General features: G+C 30.8%; 15 protein-coding genes and 1 other annotated feature. Of the genes, 2 read left to right on the top strand and 13 right to left on the bottom strand.

Annotated features, from left to right (window positions below):
* Positions 1–1220: 1220 nt before the first annotated feature.
* The 13 genes from LJD34_RS16680 to LJD34_RS00015 all read right to left on the bottom strand — a co-directional run bounded on the left by LJD34_RS16680 (position 1221) and on the right by LJD34_RS00015 (position 18040).
* A complete protein-coding gene (locus LJD34_RS16680) occupies positions 1221–1508 on the bottom strand; it encodes a TnpV protein (RefSeq protein WP_412276772.1) in 288 nt (95 codons plus the stop codon).
* A 1110-nt stretch (positions 1509–2618) separates the two neighbouring features.
* Complete coding sequence (locus LJD34_RS00070) at positions 2619–3332, bottom strand: LPD28 domain-containing protein (RefSeq protein WP_227358859.1); 714 nt, start codon at positions 3330–3332, stop codon at positions 2619–2621.
* Positions 3329–4072 carry a hypothetical protein gene (locus tag LJD34_RS00065; RefSeq protein WP_227358858.1) on the bottom strand — a complete coding sequence of 248 codons (744 nt, stop codon included), beginning with the start codon at positions 4070–4072 and terminating at the stop codon, positions 3329–3331. Before LJD34_RS00065 ends, LJD34_RS00070 begins: the two co-directional genes overlap by 4 nt.
* The gene (locus LJD34_RS00060) at positions 4065–4268 is read right to left on the bottom strand and encodes a hypothetical protein (RefSeq protein ID WP_227358857.1); all 204 of its coding nucleotides are present in this window, start codon (positions 4266–4268) and stop codon (positions 4065–4067) included. Before LJD34_RS00060 ends, LJD34_RS00065 begins: the two co-directional genes overlap by 8 nt.
* The gene (locus LJD34_RS00055; protein WP_227358856.1) at positions 4261–5070 is read right to left on the bottom strand and encodes a hypothetical protein; all 810 of its coding nucleotides are present in this window, start codon (positions 5068–5070) and stop codon (positions 4261–4263) included. The genes LJD34_RS00060 and LJD34_RS00055 overlap by 8 nt, the downstream gene beginning before the upstream one ends.
* A 148-nt stretch (positions 5071–5218) precedes the next feature.
* Positions 5219–8698, bottom strand: a complete 3480-nt coding sequence (locus LJD34_RS00050; protein ID WP_227358855.1) for a SpaA isopeptide-forming pilin-related protein — start codon at positions 8696–8698, stop codon at positions 5219–5221.
* A 71-nt stretch (positions 8699–8769) separates the two neighbouring features.
* Positions 8770–8907: a hypothetical protein gene (locus LJD34_RS00045; RefSeq protein ID WP_227358854.1), complete on the bottom strand. Its 138-nt coding sequence runs from the start codon at positions 8905–8907 to the stop codon at positions 8770–8772.
* 229 nt (positions 8908–9136) lie between these two features.
* The gene (locus tag LJD34_RS00040) at positions 9137–10096 is read right to left on the bottom strand and encodes a ParB/RepB/Spo0J family partition protein (RefSeq protein WP_227358853.1); all 960 of its coding nucleotides are present in this window, start codon (positions 10094–10096) and stop codon (positions 9137–9139) included.
* Positions 10050–10871, bottom strand: coding sequence for a ParA family protein (locus LJD34_RS00035; protein ID WP_227358852.1), 822 nt, complete (start codon positions 10869–10871; stop codon positions 10050–10052). The genes LJD34_RS00040 and LJD34_RS00035 overlap by 47 nt, the downstream gene beginning before the upstream one ends.
* Before the next feature lie 145 nt (positions 10872–11016).
* Positions 11017–11475 carry a hypothetical protein gene (locus tag LJD34_RS00030; protein WP_227358851.1) on the bottom strand — a complete coding sequence of 153 codons (459 nt, stop codon included), beginning with the start codon at positions 11473–11475 and terminating at the stop codon, positions 11017–11019.
* A 309-nt stretch (positions 11476–11784) separates the two neighbouring features.
* Positions 11785–14181: a leucine--tRNA ligase gene (leuS, locus tag LJD34_RS00025; RefSeq protein WP_032091412.1), complete on the bottom strand. Its 2397-nt coding sequence runs from the start codon at positions 14179–14181 to the stop codon at positions 11785–11787.
* Between the two features lie 35 nt (positions 14182–14216).
* Positions 14217–14424, bottom strand: a binding site (T-box leader).
* A 45-nt stretch (positions 14425–14469) separates the two neighbouring features.
* Positions 14470–16293 carry an ATP-binding cassette domain-containing protein gene (locus LJD34_RS00020; protein ID WP_227358850.1) on the bottom strand — a complete coding sequence of 608 codons (1824 nt, stop codon included), beginning with the start codon at positions 16291–16293 and terminating at the stop codon, positions 14470–14472.
* Position 16294: 1 nt separating this feature from the next.
* Positions 16295–18040, bottom strand: coding sequence for an ATP-binding cassette domain-containing protein (locus LJD34_RS00015; protein WP_227358849.1), 1746 nt, complete (start codon positions 18038–18040; stop codon positions 16295–16297).
* Between the two features lie 38 nt (positions 18041–18078).
* On the opposite strand from LJD34_RS00015, the gene LJD34_RS00010 reads away from it, so the two are divergent.
* Both LJD34_RS00010 and LJD34_RS00005 read left to right on the top strand, forming a co-directional pair.
* A complete protein-coding gene (locus tag LJD34_RS00010) occupies positions 18079–19017 on the top strand; it encodes a TIGR01212 family radical SAM protein (RefSeq protein ID WP_227358848.1) in 939 nt (312 codons plus the stop codon).
* A 245-nt stretch (positions 19018–19262) separates the two neighbouring features.
* A partial coding sequence (locus LJD34_RS00005) for an ISL3 family transposase (RefSeq protein ID WP_175302127.1) occupies positions 19263–20436 on the top strand: 1174 nt, incomplete at its 3' end.

Genomic DNA, 20436 nt, shown 5'->3' with positions numbered 1-20436 from the left:
ATCATTAGTAATTATTTCCTTTTCTAATTGCAGTCGCTTGGTTTCCAATTGTGCCTGCATCTGTTTTTCAAGAAAGATAGGATAGTATTCCATTTCTTCCTTGCTCATATAACGACCAACTGCAATCAATTCTCTTATACGCTTGCTGACCTGCGTCCATTTTAACGTAACCTTGATTTCTTCCTGACCTATTTCTCTTTCACGAATCAGGGTCAATCCCTTAGCACTATGACTTTCAGAAATAACGCCATGATATGCTGAATGACCAACTGTACCATATTCACGTTTTAAAAACTCTGCATTTTCCTTATCGGATAGATTTTTTTGCATCTGCTGGTAAATTCGATATTTGTCATCAACAGTTGAACTCCCTCTTAGAATGATTCTGTCAACTTCCTCCTGCGAAAAGTAGATGCCTTTTTTTAACTGACTTTCATTTTCATAAATAGCATTCTTCTGTTCCTCAAGTGTTGGTATCTGTACCAATGGATCATAATATCTTGATACAATCAAGCCATCAACTTCCTGTGCTGCATGTTCCCAATCATATTCCTCAGAAACAATCTGATTATCATATGTTCCCATATAGATAAGCAAATAGTCATCTTCACTTTTCACCCCTAAAGAAATACCATCTGCAGTCCATTCAATCGGCTCTTTGGGATAACAGCTCTTAAGATAATGAGCATTTTCCTCGTCACTATGCTGTCGCTTAAAATATGCAATGATTTCCTGTGAAGGAACCACCATTTCATCTTGATAAGCAAAAAGATGTACCATAGCATTTCTATTCAGTATCTTCATACGGTAAGCCTGTTGAAGTCCGTTCATATTACGCCATGCTGGTAACATATAGTCACCACTGTCAATCAGTTTAGCAATTTCAAACTGAAGTTCATAGAAACTAAGATGACTAAATGTCTGGTGCTTAAGATAAGTTCCACTCCAGATGTCTAACCCCTCATCCTTTTTTCTGTAACCTATATGTGTAAAATCAAAATTTTCTGGTCGTCTGAATACTTCAACAAGAGTATCACTGTATGCTTCAGCAAGATAATCTGCACGTTCTCTTTCATCGGTATGATGAATAAAAAATTGATATATTTCTTCTTTTGAATGATTCATCGCAATATCCTCATAAAGAAGATTAGGTAAATCATCCAAAGAAAAAGGCGGTATCTTTGGTTTTTGTACCACCTCGATATCGCCTAATTCCAGATCTAGTTGTAAATGAGCTGAGTGAGAATGATTTCTTCCACCTGTTCCTTGAGACTGTTCATATGTCCCACCCAAGCCATTTGATTGGTTTTCTTGTCTGGTGCTGGGTTTTTGATTAACATCTGTTCCATTAACTGTTCCATCATCATTTCCGCTTCCACCTGAATTTGTTGCAAGTGTGTGTTCAACTGATTCCTGCTCATGAGAGCGAACAAGTGTCCTGGCTGGTTCTCCTTGAGATAAGCTCGACGCATCATTGCGTATTTCCCTGTTATCTTCGTTTTGTCCATCTTGAGATTTGGAAACTGATAATCCTCTACCTGACTGTATGTTATGCTCATATGTTATTCCTCCTTCACCTTTATTTTCAACTTCATTGTCTAACTTTTCTGATGATTTTTCAAATGTGCGATTTTGATTTTTAATGAAATCTCTTGCAATCAAACCTATTTTTGATAGAACTTCATCTGACATATCTCGATGTGCATTTCCTAGCACACCAATTGTATCAGGTGTATCAAGCAGCTCAATTCCATTAAAATCTTCTTCATCAAAATAAAGATTTGTATCTAACTGACATCTTTTCATCAGTGCATAGCTTAATGAATTTTCCATCAGCCTTACTAACAGCTGTTTAATTTCATGTTCACCATATAACATCAGCGAACTGTCATCAATGAATTTATTTAACTGAATAAGATAATCCGAATAGCTACCCTCTACTAATTGTTTTGAAACATGAGTTAAAACTTCTTCTAGATTTGTGCTTTTTATATCCAGCTTAAACTCATTACTTAACTGTTCAATTACCACATCATGCATAGATTCATCAATTGACCATGTCCTGACTGGCTTTTTGTTTGATTCAGTATCAGAAACATCAAAAACATATCGCAATCCATAACCGTATCTAGTTTCTTGAATCAATGCAATTCCTTTAGAACCTTTCTTGATCCACCTGCCCATTCTGTTATTCCATGTATCAAAGGACGCACACACTGTTGCATCTGGTCTTTGAGCATGAATCAATATCTGATCGGTAAAGCTGTATTTAAACATGTAGCACGTTGTATCAAGAAATTTCATCCAGCTTGTACCATCATGAGTAATCTTTTGTGATGTTTCTTCTAAAAGACTGCTTATATATTCCAATTTATTCAATCATTATCACCTCTTTCCTAACAAAAAAAGACTCAATTATAATCGAGTCCTGATGAAAATATAACTTTTATTTACAGAAAATATTATAAAGATATTTGATAACTTTGCATAAATCTTAGTAAATCATCAATATCCAAAACATGAACGCCGTATACAGATTGTATTACACTTATATCAATTTTATTTCTTTTTTTGTTTTTTGGTAAAGAAAATCAAGACATTTAAATTATTTCCTATAATTAACGTGAAAAATCTTTAACTTCATTTTTCTGGTTATTCAAATATTGTTGAAGTGACATCACACTTTCGTCTGTATCTACTAAATCCTTACCTTCTGTAATCTTTATATAGCCATCTTCATTAAGTTTCAGCCTTCTTGAAGATAAGATAGTACCCCAATGATTAACAACAATATTCTTAGCTAATTCAACCATATTGCCTGATTCATCATTCCTTACTTCATATTTATAGATTCCTTTAGGAAGCAGTTTCTCATCAATTCTTAATGGAGTAAACAGGACTTTATGATTAAAAAGATAATATGTTTCATATTTAAGTTCATTTGGATTAGGTAATGATGGTTTATGACTCTCACGATTATTCATCGTTTCCAGCTGAAACATAATATAGTCAACATAGCATTCACTTATATCTTGATAATTATCATAATGCTCTAAAAAATATTGAATATAACTTTCGTTAAGTAATTGCCTGCACTGAATACAAAACAAATCAACACTATCGTTTTCTTTAACAAGTGATACAAGTTTCTTTAATACATCATTTGATACTTTGGTAAAGCGTATCTTTATGACATCATCATTGAATTTAATATTATGAAGATATTTTTTGTTATCTATGTCTTGAATTGCCTTATTAATCTTTTTACTTTCACCATAGAAATCTACATAATGCCTTTTTCCATTACCCTCTATAACTGCACGAAGCTTCATCGTTCTATCTCTTTCTTTTTAAATCTTGCTTTAAATTTTGAATGCTTTAGTTCAAAGTGATGTTCAAAAATAGATTGACTTCGTTTCTTGAAATCAGCAAAGGCTTTTCCTGAAGTTGTAAAATAATGACCAATATCATATCCATTATGACGATCTGGTGTTGTTCGCCATGTAACAAATTCCTTATGATTGGGCTTATCCTTCATTGCTAAAACAACAGTTCGATTTCCACATGTAAACTCATCAATAACTTCAAATCCAGCATTTCTTTCTGGATATAGTGAACTGATATCAACAGAATCAAGTCCAAGCAGCTGCTTAAACAATGATGGATTGATTCCTATACTTTGACAATGGCTGATATAGTTTTGAAGTCCTTTCAAACATCGAATATCCTCTTTACAGCTATCTTCAATAATGCTCCACATTCCACAATGCTGTTCTATGCTCATGAATTCTAAATGATAATCCTTTTCAAAATATTCTAAGAAATCATCATTCATATCATAGCTCCATTCCAAGATTTCATTGACATTATCTTTGTTGAGTTTAATTTCATTGGTTTCATGACCAATATAGCGAATCATTGTTTCCTGATCGCTGCTCACTCCATAAACAATGACTTCCTTTTCACCCTGTTTATCTTTAACAAAGATATAGGCAGGTTCATAATCATTATATTCACTATTTGACATTTCAAAACACGCTTTACCATAAATACTCCAATTTTCCTTATCCATCAGTTTCCTCCTTCCCTTTTGTTTCTAAAATGAATTCTTCATTATCCACAGTTAAATAATCTATTGCTTTTTCCCTTTCTAAAGAAGAATACTCATTACCTAAATGTGAGATAATGAGTAAGCTTACTTTTCTTAGATGAGAATTTAAACGCAAATCAGAAATTATGCAGTTTAATGTCTCAGCAATATCATCCAATAATGAATGTCTTTCCTGATTGTTCCTCAATGACTTTTTTAAATTCCTTGATTGTTTTATCATCAACTTTTTCCTTTTCAATATAATAAGAATAGCTTAATCCAAAGAAGTGATTTTTATAGTCAGCATAAGCATTTTCAACTGCTCCATGATAATCGTTATAGTCAATAGAATAATCATTCTTATTCAAAACAGTAACTCGATACGTGATATCTTCTGTTTGCTTGCGACTTTGATTGTTGAAAAGAATCATATGTCTTACTCCAAGCATAAGTTTCTTGTCACCGATATCCTCAGAAATCAAGATATCAAAATCTTCAAATTGATTCTCAATGAAAACATATAAAATATCATTCACTGGCAAGCCAGTATGATATGCTAATAATTGATTGTTGATACCTGTTTTCTTACAAAAACGAAGATAGCTATATAAACCTTTACTGACTATTCCAATAACATCTAATGAATGATCAATATAATTCCATAGATAGCCATGCGTATCTATGTTCATGTAATAAAGACTGTAGCCTTCATTTAACTTTGAAATGATGAACGCCTCAATACCTGGTTCAAGATAATAGCTGTATTTCCTCTTGATTTGAATATCCTTGAAAGCAATTGTTTTTTTCTTTTCTTCAGGACGATAGATAAATTTATCAACACCTACTTCAATACCTACAATGTATTTTTCCTCATTATCTTTTTTCTTTGACATGATAAACAGTAAATCAGTAAACATTGTATCCTCACTTAACATTTGCAAAACTTCATCCACTCTTTTATTTACTTCAAATAATTCCATATATTTCTCCTTCATAGCATAAAGAGGGAGTTAATATTACTCCCTCCTCCTTTTATCTTTTTATTTTCTTCATTTTTTAATCTTTCTTACTGCAAGATATACTTTAAGTGCCAATAGCACACTTAAGATCAATAAAATAATATAAATATTATCTATCATGTGATTCACCTTTATCTTGAGATTTCTTCTTTTTGATAAAACAGATACATCCTATACCTGCAATAGTAACACCACATGCATACAATCCAATCATTGAATTATCACCAGTTTTAACCACTGATTTCTTGATTGGTTGATCTTTCATGACAACCTTTTGAATTTTCCCAGTTTCTTCAACTGTAAATGCAATATCTTCAGCAACTTCATAACCATCAGGAGCTGTTATTTCTCTTAATGTATATTGTCCTGCTGGCATTTTTTCAAATAGATGTGGTTTATCAGTTGTTATCCATTCATGAATCACTTTATTGCTTTCATCTATAATCTGTAATTTAGCACCAGGTAATTCCTTACCAGTTACAATATCCTGTTTAGAAATCTCTACTTTAATGACATCGTCAATCATTTCAACCTTTTGTACTTCTGTAGTGTTGTTGACAGTAAAAGTAATATCTGATGCCTTGACATATCCAAGTGGTGCAAGGTCCTCACGAAGTCTATATTTTTCATCAACTAATAATCCTTTGATGATATGAGGTTCATTTGTTGAAGTCCACGTTTCAATAACTTGATTATCTTTATCCAATAAAGTTAACTTAGCACCTTCTAGCTCTTTTCCATTAGTGATATCTTTCTTTGAAATTTCAATTTCAGTTTTTTGATTGATTACATTCATTGAATGAGTGTAAACTGTTTTATCACTGCCATCATAAGATAAATCAATCGTATAGATTGTTTCATCTTTAACATATCCTTCTAATGCCTGCGTTTCCTTTAGTTCATATTGACCTAATGGCAATTCAGAAATATTAATTTCACCAAGTTCATTAGTGACATACAATCCATCTTCACTGATGTCTTTTGAAACTTGTTGACCTTTTTCATAGATTAAAGTATTTCTTCCATCCAAGCTGTAGATATCTTCTTTAGCAGTTAACTGATAAGTGACACCTCCTAATAAATCTTGAGTATCTTTATCTGTCTTGACAAGATGAATTTCACCCATTGGAGCAATATTAGTTACATTGACTTCAACAGTATATAGCTTTGTAGTTGTATCATTTTGTTCAATGACAATATCATGAACTGTTTGAGAAAGAACATAGCCTTCATTTGTTAAGGTTTCCTTTAACTCATAACGACCCATAAACAAATCATCAATGATGATTTGACCATTTTCATCAGTTGTTCCTTTTTCAACTACTTGACCTTTTTTATAAAGAATTGAACCATCAATGGCATTGATAATATCTTCTTTTGCAGTTAATTCATATTCTACACCTTTAAGTGCATCTCCTGTTTCCTTATCTGTCTTAGAAATAATAATCTTTCCTTTAGGCTGAGCATTTTTTACTGCTACTTCTAAAATTGGATCATCATCTTCATCAACATCATAATCATACTGATTAGTTATTGTGAAAGTTAATGGTTCCTCTAATTCAAGGAAGCCTTCCGGTACTTTAATTTCTTCAACAGTATAAGTTCCAGCATCTAGCTGTAAAGGTAAAGTCACTTCACCCTTATCACCAAACAATGCTGTTATTTGATTTTTTGAATTGGTAGTAAAGGTATCAATTTTTTGTCCAAAGACTTTTTGTGTTACATAGTTTCCATCTTGATCTTTGATTTTAAAGCTTGCTGAATTAAGAGTAACTATTTGATTTGTGTCCTTATCCTTTTTCACTAGCTTCACTTGAGAAGTAAATGGACGATTGTTAATATTAACAGTTTTAATTTGTTCAACATCAATATATTCACTATAATCATCTGTTACTGAAATAGTGAAATCTGGTGCTGTTATATAATCCTGAGGTGTTTTTGTTTCCTTAACAAGATAAGTTCCGTATGGCAAGTATCCAGTTGTTGCATAGCCATCCTTATCAGTTGTAATCATGGCATAAGTTTGAGCATTATCCCATCCTACATGATCGACTTCACTTTTTAACCTGAAAGTAAACTCTGCACCCTGTAACCCTTTGACGATACCACTGATACCATCTTTTTCACCACTTTTAAAGACTCTGATTTTTTGTTTATTGACTTCATCAGATGTTTCTGTTTGGATAATAACTTTTGAAATGGTTTGTCCCTGATATTCAAGATTAACATCTATAATATTTTGATTTAGCACTAATGAATCATTGCTTTTTAATTCCTTGATATAATACTTACCTAGATGTAAATCATCCCAAATTAATTTACCATTATCATCAGTTTCTTTTTTAGAAATCAATTCATCTTTATGAAAGTATGTTTTTGTACCTGCTTTATTTTTAATATCTTCTTTTGCATATAAACCATAACTGTTTCCCTTTAAAAAAGCTTCACCAATTAAACTGTCTGTTTTAGATGAATCAATTGACTTTGTTAATTCGATTTTACCTTTAGGTTCTAAATTGACTGGATTTATTGATGTTGTTTCATCTGCTTTAATTGTAAATCCAAATTCTGTAGTATCAATCAAATATCCCGTACCAGCCTGAACTTCAACTGCCTTATACTCACCCACTGGTAATCTGTTTAAAATAATTTTACCTTCATCATTAGTTGTATGAGTTTCATCAAATCCGTTTGGTCCAGTAATACGATAAGTTGTTTCAGGTACTGTTCCGGATTTATCTTCGTTAAACTTTGTTAGTTCTAATTTTCCAAAACGATTAATTTTAATTTTTAATTTAGCTTCCATTGGGTTATCAACTTTGAAACTAGCTACTGCCTGACAGTCTGGGGCGGTATAAACAATACTTGTTCCTGTCTCACCTGCAGGAATATTTTTCTTTAAAGTAATCGTTACTTCATCACTCGTATTTGAATTTCCATTAACTACTAACTGACTGCCTTGAATAGACACATCTAATCCACCATTGTCACTAACAACCATATCTGATAAAACTCCATTTGTATCAGTTAGCTGAATTGTACCATCGAAGTCTACACTTTGACTAGAATTTGCAAATGATGGTAATACATAATACCTGTCAACATCTGCCATAATTTGATTCCATGCTACTTTTGTTGCATTAAAATCTGGTGTTGTATTTGTACGAATATATTTTAAACTGTCATCGTTATGAATAACTCGCCATAATAATCCTTGAGTAATTGCATACCAGTCACGATCTGTTCTTCCTGGTACTTTTGTTCCATAATAAGCAATAACACTTAATTTTTTAGCTGTTTCTTCACTGATTCCAGCATCAGCAAAAGTTCCCTGTGTTACTGTTTTACCACTGTGAAATGCCGTATGATAATCAACACAGAATACCGGTTCCTTATTGACCATAAGATATCCTTCAACGCCATCAGTCTTTTCAGTCACTGGATCAGCCATCTTCCATTCTGGATAAACAATTGAGCTTGTTGTTCCTGTTAAGGCATAAGCATTTGTTGTTAGAGTGCTGATAGCTAACACTGCGCTTGCTGCACCAATCATCAACTTCCTTGATATTTTTTTTATTTTGCTAATCATTTTTCTTCTCCTTCATTTTCAATAAAAAAAGAGAACATTTCTGTCCTCCAAATCTCAATAACATTAAATAATCAGTCACTTAAATAGGGCTGAATATTCTTTTCAATCTGCTGTACATTGTTTTCTTTTTGTACCTGTTTTTCTTCACTGTCCCATGTCATAAATACCACAAATCCAATAAGCAATAACACAATCACTAATTTCTTCATATTTTTCACACTCTTTTCATGTTGCTTCTTTCAACATGATTTTACGTCTTAAGAATATAAAAAACAAATTTACGATTTTATAAAGCTATGCTTATTTCTTTTGACTGGTAAAAGGGAAAGGGGTTCTTAGGGGAAAACCGAGTCACACTTTCAGTCAGAATAGCCCCTTGCCCCTTTCCAAGTGCTTTTCCAACTGTACTATTTTCATAGTCACATGTATAACTCTTAATTACCTAGAATGATTCTTGTTTCTTCTTTTATACCATCCCTCCAGCAATCTGATGATAGTATCACTCTTTTGTTTAGGTGTATATTCCTTTGGAAAATAACAATTGATATCTTCCATTTTTAATGTGATTTTTTCCTTTTGATTAGGCTTTTCCTCAGTCATGATTGAATAGATGACATTTTCATCTAATCTGCCTTTTTTAGACAATTCCTTCATTCTAATTGTCTGTGCATGTGATGGTGTCACTTCATAGTCATCAATCATCTTGACAACATCTTTTTGATTTTCTTTTGAAAGGTAAGATAATTCAACTGCTGGATTCAAGGCAATCTTTTTACCATCATTACGCACTCCATCAACTAGGTCCTTTAATGGCTCGATTAATTCTGTTAAACGAATAAAACGATGAATTTGGTTTTTACTTTCTCCTATTTCTTCAGAAAAAATTTCAATAGATTTCTTATTTTTTAAATGGTTCCCAACTTGGGAACTATTATTTAGTTTAGGTCTACCAGCTTGTCTTTTCATAGCATCAAGCTTCATCTTATATGCCATGCCACGCTCACTGGGTAGAATGTTTTCACGCTGAATATTGGAGTCCACCATGATGATTGTTGCCTGATCGTCTGTTAAATCACGTATGATAGCTGGAATTGTATCCATCTGATTTAATTCAGCTGCTTTCATACGTCGATGACCTGATACCATCTCATAGCCATCTTCATATGGTGAAGGTCTCACTAATGCAGGCATTAAAACACCATTCTCATTTACACTCTCACTTAATTTTATCATATCTTCATCCATTCTTACCTTAAATGGATGATTTTTAAATTCATGAATTTCCTTAATGGATAGATTCATGATTTTCTCTAACTTGTTTTCCTGACGCTGTTCCTCACTCGTAAACAAATCATCGTATGTGGGAATTTGAATGTCTTGAACGTTCTTTTTCGCCATTCAAAAACACCTCCCTTGCAAGCTGTTCATAAGCTCTGGTTGCTGAACCTTTGGGGTCATACTGAAAGATACTTTCCCCAACACCAGTTGATTCAGCTGCCTTGATGCATCGAGGAATTGTTTTATCAAAGATTTTTATATGCTTACCAAAATTCTTATGAATATCCTGAGTTATCTTTTTTGATAGATTTGTTCTTTCATCAGTCATGGTAATTAAAATACCTTCTACCTTCAAATTAGAATTAAGATTACGCTTAACCATACTAATTGAACGCAGTAAATCTGCCATCCCTTCAACACCATAAGGCTCTGCCTGAACAGTAATAATAACCTTGTCTGATGCAGTCAAGGCATTGATAGGAAGATTATCCAATGATGGATTTGTATCAATAATGATATAATCATAATCTTCTTTAATGGTATCAATAAATCTTTTAACAACTGTCTCTCGACACATGGCACTCTCTAATAAAGAATTAATACCAGCAAGTGATATATTAGCTGGTACGATATCAACACCCTCTTTACTATGAAGAATTAACTGTTCAGTATCAATTGATTGATCGTTAATAACTGAGATAATAACATCTTTCATGGATAAAGGATATTCATTCATATTCCTATATCCAAATGCCTTTGTAGAATGCCCCTGTGGGTCTAAATCCATTAATAATACTTTCTTTTGGTGCTTGCTAAGACAGGCACTTAAACTTACAGATGTCATTGTCTTGCCCACACCACCTTTTTGATTTGCAATAGCAATCACTTCTCCCATTGTTCCACCTCTTTTCAAATTTGGGCATAAAAAAAGCGGAATGCAAAAAATTACATTCCACCATCAATAAATATGAAATTGTTATGAAAACTATCCTCCTCTCCTGCTGAAAAACCAGCTATGTATACAGTCACATATATGACTGTTATCTTTCTATTCCTTTATCTTTTTTCTTTTCATAGTTTTTTAAATTTAATCCTTTTGATTTAATATGTTCAAGCATATCTTTTAAATCTTTCTGATTCTCACAAGCAACAATATAATCAAACTCAATTCCGTTACACTTTTGAATAGGATTAACTGTAGAAATCAATCTGCCACCACTTTCCAATACATCATACTTTATAGCTGAAGTCCTATCCTTAATTAGATTTAAATTTCCTTCATAGAATAAGACGAATGGTGGGCAATTAACACTCTTTAAATAATTTGGATATTTATCATCCAGTATTGTAACATGTGGATAATGAACATCTTTTTTTAATCTCATAAACTCATCAATATCAAATTTTTCTCTTGTTGCTAATGAAGAATAAATCTTATCGAAATCTCCATTATATTTTAACGCAAAATAATATAATACTTTTTTCATATCTTCATTCATAATATGTCTCCTTTCAACCAATCAAAAAAAGGAATGCTTTTTAAAACATTCCAAAAAATTAAAATATGAATTTTTCATTGAAAACACACATGTAAATTGCTTTTATCGAGAAATCGCAACTACACCATTTTGACTATTTCAAATTCGTTACTACACCATTTACTACACCATTTTCTGCATCAAAACATGATAATTCTTAATAAATTACGTGAATTTCTTTGATGAAAATGGTGTAATAAAAAAGCAGAAAAACATTGATGTTTTCAATGTTTTTTCTACTTTTCTTTACGTAAGTCTACATATGTTATTCTATTTAACAACGATATTTACAATTTTATTTTTAACCACAATTACTTTAACGATATTTTTACCGTCAGTATGTGCTTTAACGTTTTCTTGTTGGAATGCTAATTCTTTAACAGCTTCATCATCTGCATCTTTAGCAACTTCAATTTTAGCTCTTAATTTACCATTAACTTGGATACCCATTTGAACAGTATCACTAACTAACATTTTTTCATCATATGTTGGCCATGGTTCATAAGCAATTGAATCATTGTGTCCTAATTGTTGCCACATTTCTTCACAGATATGAGGTGCAATACATGAAAGCATTTTAATAAAGTTTTCAGCATATTCTTTATAAACATGTTCAGCTTTATAACATTCATTAATGAAAATCATCATTTGTGAAATAGCTGTATTGAAACCTAATTTTTCAAAATCATCAGTAACTTTTTTAACTGTTTGATGATATACACGATCTAAACTATGATCATTTTCATCAGATAATTTACCAGTTTCAATCATTAAACGATAAACACGGTCTAACCATTTACGAGAACCATCTAATCCATTTGTTGACCAAGGAAGTGATGCTTCAAGTGGTCCCATGAACATTTCGTATAAACGAAGTGAATCTGCACCATGACTAGCAACGATATCATCAGGGTTAACAACGTTACCTCTTGATTTAGACATTTTTTCGTTGTTATCTCCTAAAATCATACCTTGGTGTACTAAACGTTGCCATGGTTCTTTACATTTAACAACACCACAATCATAAAGAACTTTATGCCAAAAACGAGAATATAATAAGTGTAATACCGCATGCTCTGCTCCACCTACATATAAATCAACTGGTAACCATTTATCTAATAATTTTGGATCACAAATTTGTTCACTATTATGTGGATCAATATAACGAATATAATACCAACATGATCCAGCCCATTGAGGCATTGTATTTGTTTCACGACGCCCTTTTTGTCCATCGATTTCTACTTCTAACCAATCTTCACAGTTAGCAAGTGGTGATTCACCACTATCATGAGGTTGGAAATTTTTAGTTGCTGGTAATTCTAGTGGAAGTTCTTCTACAGGAACTGTACGCATTGTACCATCTTCCATATGAACGATAGGAATTGGTTCACCCCAATAACGTTGTCTTGAAAATAACCAATCTCTTAATTTATAAGATACTTTCTTTTGTCCACAATGATGTTCTTGTAACCAATCTACCATTTTATCAATAGCTTCTTGTTTTCCAAGGCCATTTAACCATTCAGAATTGATATGAACACCATCTTCTGTATAAGCTTCTTCTTCGATATTTCCACCTTCTAATACTGGAATGATTTCAATACCAAATTTTTTAGCAAATTCATAGTCACGATCATCATGTGCTGGAACAGCCATGATAGCTCCTGTACCATAACTTGCAAGCACATAATCAGAAATCCAAATTGGAATTTTTTTACCATTTACAGGATTGATAGCATAAGCTCCAGTAAAGACACCTGTTTTATCTTTATTAAGTTCTGTTCTTTCTAAGTCAGATTTACTTGCACAGCTTTCTTTATAAGCTTCAACATCTGCTTTTTGAGCATCTGTTGTAATTTCTTCAACATATGGATGTTCTGGTGCCATAACACAGTATGTTGCTCCAAATAATGTATCACAACGTGTTGTAAAAACAGTAAACACTTTATTTGTTCCATCAATTTTAAAATCAACATTTGCACCAATAGATTTTCCAATCCAATTACGTTGCATTTGTTTTGTTGCTTCTGGCCAATCTAAGTCATCTAAATCAGCTAGTAATCTTTCAGCATATTCAGTAATTTTTAAAACCCATTGACGCATTGGTTTACGGATAACAGGATATCCACCACGTTCACTTTTACCATCAATAACTTCTTCATTAGCAAGAACAGCTTTTAATTCTGGACACCAGTTAACTGGAATTTCATCAATATAAGCTAATCCTTGATCATATAATTTTGTAAAGATCCATTGTGTCCATTTATAATACTCTGGATCACTTGTTGCAATTTCACGATCCCAATCATAAGAAAATCCTAATGATTTAATTTGTTTTCTAAAAACATCAATATTCTTTTTAGTAAATTCAGCAGGATGATGACCTGTTTGAATCGCAAATTGTTCAGCAGGTAGTCCAAATGAATCAAATCCCATTGGATGTAATACATTATATCCTTGCATTCTTTTCATTCTTGATACGATATCTGTTGCAGTATATCCTTCAGGATGTCCTACATGTAAACCATTTCCAGATGGATATGGGAACATATCCATACAATAATATTTAGGTTTTGAATCATCATAACAATCTGTTTTAAATGTTTTGTTTTCGTCCCAATATTTTTGCCATTTTGGCTCTATTTTTGTGTGATCGAACGGCATAATTTTTCCTCCTTAAATATAAAAAAGCGTCCTTATCTAAGGACGCCAATTTTAACGCGATACCACCTTAGTTCTAGAATAAAATTCTAGCACCTCAAAACTTTAACGCAGTTCTACGATATTTTTTACTTTATTCAAAAATACATCTCCTAGGCGAGTTCACAAATATTATAATCAGTTTTCACCAACCACTGACTCTCTAAATATAGGGGATTTGCTAGTACTCCTATTCATTGATTTTGCTTTTCTATTATACCACATCACATACTTTATGCAATAAAAAACTTCCTAACTCTTTAAAGCTTCTATAATTTCTATCTGTTTTACTTTTTTAATTGGGATCAAACAACATAATAATGTTAAAATAAGTACTCCTATAAAAACACCTAAAAGCAAATTATTTTGTATAACAAAAAATTCATCCATCAAATCTGAAATACTTTTTTGAATCAACTGATTAGCAAAAATAAATAACTCTTTTAAAACAATCATTGCTTCTATAAATGCTGTGCAGGAAATACCTAGACCTTGACACAAAACAAGAGTTATCATCTGCCATAATGAAGCCCCCAATGTTTGTAAAATAGCAAAATATTTTTTTCTTTTAATGACCATCAAATATAAAACAACACCTAATAAAAAGCAAGCTGTTACAACTGATAAAGAACTAAAACAATAAAGGATCCATTCAATTTGTTGAAATTTTTCATCGATGCTTGAAGATAATGAACTATTTGCAAGTTTAAATTGATATAAAGGATATTTATTTTTTAAATCTTTTAAAATATTTTTATCTTTCACTTGCAAAAAAGCAGTTTGCCCTACTTCTATTTGATAAAGTTCTTTTAACATTTGACTCATTGCATATTCATTAAAATAAACGGTCTCCATTAAAGTCTTTTTATTTTCAATCCCTACAATTTTAACTTTATAAAAACAAATTCTATTTTGATATTCAAAAAACAAATATACATCTTTATTTATTAAATTCTTCTGATGCGATAAATATAAAAGTTGTTCATAAGTAGATTTAGATAAAATGATTTCTTGAGCATTTTTTATCTTTCTTCCTTGAATTTTCTTTTGTGGTTGCTGAATATAATCAGAAATATAAAGTGTTTTTTTCGTTTGATATTTTTTAGAAAAAGAGATTCCTAAAAAATCCACCTGATCATTTTGTAAAAAACGGTATTGAATTGCTGGATGTTGAATTTGTTTCAAATCATCCATCTTGATCATTTGATTATTTTTCTTTTTTAACATAATGGTTGTTGAAGGAATAATTTGTTCTAATTGCTGATGAATTTGTTTTTGTGTTGATTGAGTCAATGAGAGGGTCAATAAAATACTTAAAAGTGCTAAAAATAAAACTTGTACAACAATAAAAGAACTCTTCCACGTCATTTTCAATTCTTTCAATATAAATTGTAAAAAAGATCTTTTACTTGTTTTTTCTTCTTGTTTTTTTCTTTGAGTTATTGGATTTTGATGAATTAATTTTAATTGATAATCTTTTATTTTATAGAGATAATCATGGTATTTTTTAGCAAGTATTTCATCATGACTAATAACAATCACTAATTTTTCTTTAGACAGTTGTTTTAATATTTTAAAAATTTCTTCACTATTTTTTGCATCTAAAGCACCTGTTGGTTCATCACATAAAATAATGGGATGCTTAGCAATAAATCCTCGATAAATAGCGACTCGTTGTTTTTGACCTCCAGATAAAATTGCTGTTTTATAACGTTGTAAGTCTTTTATTTTTAAACGTTCTAAATAATATTCTTTTTTAGAAATCATTATTCTTTTAAAATACGAAATGAGATTTACATTTTCTTTAACATTCATTTCTTCTATTAAATAAAACTGTTGAAAAATAAAACCAATGTATTTTCTAATATAATGTGGTATTTGTCGAATATCTTGCCCATCAATTTCAATCACACCTTGATACTCATTATCCAAACCTCCTAAAATATTTAAAAGTGTCGATTTACCACTACCGCTTTTACCAACAATGACATACATCCCTGTTTCTTGAAATGTCATAGACATCTCCTTGAATAAAGGTCGATCAAAAGACTTCGTTACATTCTTAATTTCTAACATCCTATTCCTCCCTTAAACACTCATACATTTTTATTTTTTTCATCTTTAAAACTATAAATAGACTTAACAAAATTCCTTGCACGATATATCCCAAAAGATAAAAGAGATATAACGTAAATGGCCATTGAAACTCTCTTGGTAAAACAAACAAATGACTTATGCCCCAGATCTTTTTAGAAATATCAAACAATGAAATAATCTTTAAAACTCCACTAGAAACCAAACAAGAAACTATTCCAATTGAAATCATCATTAAGCTTATTTTTTTTAAAATAAAAAATGCTAAATGATGATTTTGATAACCATTAGCAAGCATGATGGCAAATATTTTTTGATTTTCATAAAACATCGATAAAACCATATACCCCATTAAAACGATTGCAATCATAAAACTTAAAAAAATAAAAACAAGACTAACCTTTTTAAAAAGATCAATAACTTTAAAATAACTTTCATATTCTTCATAAATAGGTGCTATACCTTGATATTGAACTGATAAATGCGTTAAATAATCTTTCATATATTTATGATTTTTAACATAGACAATACACGTTGAAACATCAATGCATTGAAGGGCTATTTCATTGGATAATGAATGATAATAAAGAACAGGTTCTTGATAATCATCTTGAATTACTCCTTTGATTTTTAATGTATATTGATGATGATTAAGTTTATAAATAAGTTTATTTTGTTTTATTTTGGTAATTAAAGCATGATTGACATAAACTTCATTTTGCTTTGTTTTTTTGTTAATTGAAAAAGATTGAAAGTTTTTAAGACCTTCAATCTTTCCTATATCTAAATGATATTGATATTTTCCTTTCAGTTTTGTTATTTCTTTTTCTTTAAAGGGTTCTTGATTTTTCTTTTGAATCATAACTAAATTATTATTTATTGCTTGATTATATTGTTTTTGATAATAACCATTAAATCCTTCTAAACCAGCAATAATGAGCGTCATTGCTAGTACCATATAAATTTGTGAAACAAACATCATCACCCATTTCTTTTTATCTTTTAAAATCATTTGGATCATTTCTTTAAACAATAATCCACATTTTGTTTTTCTTATTTCATAACGTGAATATAATTGATGGTTCCAATCATAATGATGTTTTAAACATTCAAAATTCAAATGATAAGGTGTATATTTTGAAATTTTTTGATCATGAGAAACAATAAGAATAAGGCGTCTTTGACTCGCTTTTTTTAAAAAACGATAAACTTTTTGACGATTTATTTCATCTAAAGCTCCTGTCGGTTCATCACATAAAATAATAGGACTTGAACATAATAAAGCACGAATAAGGGACACGCGTTGTTTTTGCCCACCTGATAAATTCTTTACCTTTTGATTTACTAGTTCATTTAATTCAAAGATTTCTAATAATTCTTGTAACTGTTTTTCTACAACCTTTATTCCTTTTAAGTGACAATAAAATAAACAGTTATCTTTAACACTCAAATAATCAATTAACTGATAATTTTGATAAACAAAACTAATAACAAGTTGTCGATAATCTTTAATATCTTCTATTTTTACTTGATTAAAAAGAATCTTTCCCTCATAGTCTTGATCCAATCCTGCTATTAATTGTAAAAGTGTTGATTTTCCACATCCACTTTCTCCTGTAATAGCAATCAAACCATAATCAGGAAAATGAACATTCAAATTTTCAAAAATAACTCTTTCTCCTTCAATTGTTTTAAATTTTTTTGTGACATTCTTTAACTCTAATCCCATTTTCTTACTCCTTATGTTATAATTGCTTCGGTGATAAAATGAATCAATTTAAATACTCTTTAGATAACAAACGTTATCATACTTATAACTATTATTTAAAAAACAAATACCATCAAAAAGTCGCTAAAGTTGCACTAAATGCTGATTTTACCTGTCCTAATCGTGATGGAACAAAAGGCTATGGTGGTTGTATTTTCTGTAGTTCATCAGGATCTGGAGATTATGCTGGAAATGTTCATGATCATTTAGAAAAACAATTTCAAACAATCTCTCAAGTCATGAAAAGAAAATGGCCTGAATGTGCTTATATTGCTTATTTTCAAGCCAATACAAATACCTATGGTCCATTAGATAAAATAAAAAAAATGATTGCCCCTTTTTTAAACAAAGAAGATGTTAAGGGAATTGCCTTTGCTACAAGACCTGATTGTTTAAATGAAGAAATCGTTCAATATTTAAGTACCATCAATAAACAAAAAGATGTCTATATTGAACTAGGTTTACAAACAATCCATGAACAAACAAGTAAACTTATTAATCGTGGCCATACTTTTCAAGAATTCTTGGATGGTTTAGCATTATGTAGAAAATATAACCTTGAAGTATGTGTCCATATCATCAATGGTCTTCCTTTTGAAACAAAAGAAATGATGATTGAAACAGCTAAAACCTTAGGTCAATTAGATATTCAAGCACTTAAAATACATATGTTATTCGTTGTCAAAAACACAAAACTTCAACAAATGTATGAAAATCATGAATTTAACATGCTCTCTCGTCAAGAATATATTGATATCGTAGTAGAACAACTTCGTTACATTAAACCTGAAATCGTTATCGAAAGATTGACTGGTGATGGTAAAATCGATGATTTAATTGCTCCTTTATGGTCCATTAAAAAGGTAACTATTTTAAATGATATTGATAAAAAAATGAAAGAACTTGATGTTTATCAAGGTGATCTATATAAAAAATAGCCCAGTTTTTCTGGACTATTTTTTTACACTATTATTATACATCATTTCTTGAGCTATTTTGTCTCAAATTTGTTTCAAATTTGTCTCAAAAAACACTAACCTATTATAGTGGTATATTAAATTATCCGGTGCTTAGAGGTTCGCTCTAAATTATTAGGCGGAGTACCCTCTAAATTATCGTGGGGATGTGAATCATCCCCTTTTTTGATACAATTTTACTGTCTGGTCCTGATTAAATTATTATTATGAACAACGAATTATTAAAACTATTTGATATCAAGGATGATGTTGTTGAAACATTTACTGTAGATCATAAAGAATCTAATTATGAAATCGATATTAGATTCAAGCCATCTAGATTTTCATGTCCTACATGTGGCAGCACTCATTTCATTAGTAAAGGCAATAAGAAAAGATCTATTGTATCTGTACCTGTTAATGATAAACCTGTAAAGATGGTTACTTATGTTAAAAGGTATAAATGCATTGACTGTAATGCTTCTTTTTCTGATGTAAATCCTATTGCTTATGGTGATTGGTCTTTTACTAGAACAGCTATCATTTCTATTCTAAACAGGTTAAAACCTTATAATGCTACTTATGCTTCCATTGCTAGAATGTTTGGTGTTTCTTCTACCAGAATCATGGAAATATTTGATACTTTTGTCAGAATTAAAAGACATAGCCTTCCTAGAGTTCTATTGATTGATGAATTTCATTTCTCTAGAAACTCCAAATATAAATATCCTGCTATCCTTATGAACTTTGAAAACAATTTGATTATTGATATCGTTGAATCCAGAACACATGATATCATGTCTGACTATCTATTTAAGATTGATTTGGAAGAAAGAAAAAAGGTCGAATACATATGCACTGATATGAGCTTTATATTCAAACCCTTACTAAAGACATATTTTCCAAATTCGACCTTGCTTGTTGACCATTTTCACGTTACCAGACTAATAAATGATCAACTCAATCATACTCGAAAAAGAATTATGCGTAAATATGTTAAAAATAAAAAATCCAGAGAATACAGATTATTGAAACATCGTTACAAGATACTGTTAAAATCCAAAAATAACATAGACAATGAAACGTTCAAGTATGATAAGATAATGGAATGTCATGTAACTGAAAACATGATACTTGAAACTTTACTAAGCTTTGATGATGAACTTAGACAGGCCTATAATGCCAAAGAAGAATATTTGATATTCGATCAAGTTTCAAAAGGAGAAGTCAATAATTCTAATAAAAGAAAGGAACTCGATGCAGTAATTAAAAAATTCAAACATACACATGTGGAAGAAAGTATAAGTGTTGCAGTGACGCTTGAACATTGGAAAGAAGAAATACTAAACTCTTTTACATGGATAAATGACAGACGTATATCTAATGGACCATGTGAAGGTA

The sequence above is a fragment of the Faecalibacillus sp. MSK20_93 genome (assembly GCF_020589945.1).
GTDB lineage: Bacteria > Bacillota_I > Bacilli_A > Erysipelotrichales > Coprobacillaceae > Faecalibacillus > Faecalibacillus intestinalis.
This window is presented reverse-complemented; position numbering and strand designations above follow the sequence as displayed.